Source organism: Hydrogenophaga sp., assembly GCF_036675665.1.
Lineage (GTDB): Bacteria > Pseudomonadota > Gammaproteobacteria > Burkholderiales > Burkholderiaceae_C > Hydrogenophaga.
On record NZ_JAKFEO010000042.1, the window covers coordinates 1 to 3272 of the forward strand.

Below are 3272 nucleotides of genomic sequence, written 5' to 3' on the forward strand. Positions count from 1 at the left end.
TCGGTAAGGATCTCCTGATAGCCGGTCATGGCGGTGTTGAACACCACTTCGCCTGCGGATAGGCCGCTCGCGCCTACGGATTCGCCCTCGAATACAGTGCCGTCTTCGAGTACGAGGATTGCGGGTTGGGTCACTGGGCTCGCCTTGGGGTGAAGGAACCCTGCCCCTCCAAACTTGCGGCTGCAAGAAACCACGGACTCGGCGTTTCTGCGGTCCGTGGCGGTGGGTAACAGGCGAGCGGGAATTGTACGGGGACGGGGTCTGCGGCGCCAGTCGTTTTTTCGGAACCGGTTGCTGAATCGGGACTTTAGCCCGGTCAATCGAGGAGGTCGCGCACCCGGTAAACCCCGGGCGGCCTGCCGGCCAGGCGCGCTGCCGCGTGCAACGCGCCACGCGCGAAAATGTCGCGATTGCCGGCGCGGTGCACCAGTTCCACGCGTTCGCCCAGGCCGGTGAACTGGACCGTGTGCTCGCCGACGATGTCGCCCGCACGCAGGCTGGCATAGCTGACCTTCGCACCGTTCGCGGTCGCCGCTGCGCCCAGCGTCAACGCCGTGCCGGAGGGCGCATCCTTCTTCTGGGTATGGTGGGCCTCGACCACATCGCAATCCCACCCGGGCAATGCCGCCGCCGCGCGCTCCACCAGCTCGGTCAGCACCGCCACGCCGAGGCTGAAATTCGAGGCCCACAATACCGGGATCCGTTGCGCCGCCGCCTCCAGGGCCGCCCGCTGCACTTCGTCCAAGCCGGTGGTGCCGGAAACCAGTGCCGCGCCGCGGGCCACGCACAGGGCCAGGATGGGGGCGAACCCTTCCGGCAGGCTGAAATCGATCGCCACGTCGAACGCAGGCGCGCCGGACAGTTCCTTGGCAGCGAAGAACGGCACTCCGTCTACGACCCGCTGCACGGGCGACCGGTTGGTGATGGCGGCCACCACCGCGCAGTCAGTCCGGTCGGCGCACAGCCGCAGCAAGGCTTGGCCCATGCGGCCGGAAGCACCGTGAATCAACAGTCGTGTGGTTTCGCTCATGGATGCAGGCTAGCGGCGCGCGCCTTCTCCGACAAGCACATCAATCGCCCTGGTCCGGATCGCGCGCCACCTGCATGGTTTCCAATGAGGGCGGCCCGGCCGCGAACGCGGCGTGCATGCGCGTGTCGTCGCGCAGGCCTTCCCAGCGGGCCACAACCATGGTGGCTACGCCATTGCCGATGATGTTGGTGATGGCGCGGGCCTCGGACAGGAAGCGGTCCACGCCCAGGACCAGCGCTACTCCTTCCACCGGCACCTTGCCGTTGAGTGCGGCCAGCGTTGCCGCAAGCGTGACGAAACCCGATCCGGTGACGCCCGCCGCGCCCTTGGAAGTAAGCAACAGAACGCCGATGAGGGTGATCTCTTCCCCCAGCGTGAGATCCACGCCGACGGCCTGGGCCACGAATACCGCGGCCATGGTCAGGTAGATGCACGTGCCGTCGAGGTTGAACGAATAACCCGTCGGCACCACCAACCCCACCACGGCCCTGTCGCAGCCCAGGTCTTCCAGCCGTTTCAGCAAGCGCGGCAAGGCCGATTCGGAAGAAGACGTACCCAGCACCAGCAGCAGTTCGCCGCGGATGTACTTCAGGAATTTCCACAGGGAGAATCCGGACAGCCGTGCCACCGTGCCCAGCACGATGCAGACGAAGGCCAGGCAGGTCAGATACACGGATGCCAGCAGCCAGCCCAGCGACGCCAGCGAATCCAGGCCGAACTTGCCGATGGTGAAGGCCATCGCCCCGAACGCGCCGATCGGGGCCAGGCGCATGATCATGCCGACGATGTCGAACACCAGCTGCGAGGCATCCTCGGCCAGATCGAGCAGGCGCTTGCCGCTGCTGCCCATCCGGGTCAAGGCGATACCGGCGAGGATGGCCACCAGCAGCACCTGCAGCAGCTTGCCGGAAGTGAACGCGGACACGAAGGTTTCGGGGATGACGTCCAGCAGGAACGCGACTGTGCCCTGTTCTTCGGCCGCCTTCTGGTACTTGGCCACGCTGGAGGCATCGAGTTGCGCCGGGTCGATACCCATGCCGGCGCCGGGCTTGACCAGGTTGGCGACGACCAGACCGATGACCAGTGCCAGGGTGGTCAGCACCTCGAAATAGAGGATCGCCTTGAGGCCGATTTTGCCGACATGGCGCAGGTCGCCGATCTTGGCGATGCCAGCCACGATGGTGAGAAAGATCACCGGGGCGATGATCATCTTCACGAGCTTGATGAAGCCATCGCCCAGCGGCTTCATCTGCTCGCCCAGGTCCGGGCGGAAATGGCCCAGCAGCACGCCGATCGCGATGGCGACCAGCACCTGCAGATAAAGGTTCTTCCACCAGCCCCTGCCCATCGTTACCCTTTCATCCCCGGCGGCGGCAACTTAGCACGCACTCCTGGGGCTGGCGGGAACGCCGGGTCAGGCCGCTGCCACGGCACCCAGGCCGAGTGCCGCGATCTCGGCCTTGAGCAGCTTGCCGAGGATCTGCACACCGGCCTCGATCTTGTCCTGGGGCACGGTGACGAACGACAGGCGCAAGGTGTTCGGCTGCGGATCGACCGCATAGAACGGTGCACCGGGGACGAAGGCCACGTTCTGTTCGATGGCTTTAGCCAGCAACGCGCTGCTGTCCACGCCCTTGGGCAGGGTGACCCAGATGAACATGCCGCCTTCGGGCTGGTTCCAGGTCGCCTCGACCGGGAAGTAACGCTGCAGCGCGGCCAGCATGAGCTGGCACTGATGCGCGTACAGAGTGCGGATGGTGGGGATGTGCGCGTCCAGGAAGCCATCCTGTACCGCTTCGTAGACGATGCGCTGGGAGAACGAGGGTGTGTGCAGGTCGGCGGCCTGCTTGGCCTGGACCAGTTTGCCGTGCAGTTCCTCGGGGGCGATCACGAAACCCAGGCGCAGGCCCGGGGCCAGGACCTTGGAGAACGAGCCCATGTAGATCACGCTCTCCGGCGCCATCGACAGCAGGCTGGGCAATTGATCGCCGCTGTAGCACAGCTCGCCGTAGGGATCGTCCTCGATCACCGGCACGCCCGCAGCGATCGCCTTCTGCAGCAGCGCCTTGCGCCGCTCCAACGGCAAGCGGCGGCCGGTGGGGTTCTGGAAGTTGGGCAGGCAGTACATGAAGCGCGCCCCGGCCAGTTGCTCGGCGGTGAGTTCATCGGTGACGATGCCCTGCTCGTCGGTGTGCATGGCCGAGAACGCAGGCTGGAACAACGAGAATGCCTGCAGCGCACC

Annotated in this window: 4 protein-coding genes; all 4 read right to left on the reverse strand. The window is 65.8% G+C overall.

Annotated elements, in window-relative coordinates:
* A partial coding sequence (locus V6M63_RS16355; RefSeq protein ID WP_332743596.1) for a carbamoyl-phosphate synthase domain-containing protein occupies nt 1-134 on the reverse strand: 134 nt, incomplete at its 3' end.
* A gap of 182 nt (nt 135-316) precedes the next feature.
* The gene (gene dapB / locus V6M63_RS16360; protein ID WP_332743590.1) at nt 317-1030 is read right to left on the reverse strand and encodes a 4-hydroxy-tetrahydrodipicolinate reductase; all 714 of its coding nucleotides are present in this window, start codon (nt 1028-1030) and stop codon (nt 317-319) included.
* Between the two features lie 40 nt (nt 1031-1070).
* Nucleotides 1071-2378, reverse strand: a complete 1308-nt coding sequence (locus V6M63_RS16365) for a dicarboxylate/amino acid:cation symporter (RefSeq protein WP_332743592.1) — start codon at nt 2376-2378, stop codon at nt 1071-1073.
* A gap of 66 nt (nt 2379-2444) precedes the next feature.
* Nucleotides 2445-3272 (reverse strand): aminotransferase-like domain-containing protein (locus V6M63_RS16370; protein ID WP_332743594.1); only part of this gene is annotated, 828 nt, incomplete at its 5' end.

Bases quoted from the DNA above. Each gene is read 5' to 3' on its own strand.
- dapB (WP_332743590.1), bottom strand. From the start codon at position 1,030: ATGAGCGAAACCACACGACTGTTGATTCACGGTGCTTCCGGCCGCATG.
- V6M63_RS16365 (WP_332743592.1), bottom strand. From the start codon at position 2,378: ATGGGCAGGGGCTGGTGGAAGAACCTTTATCTGCAGGTGCTGGTCGCC.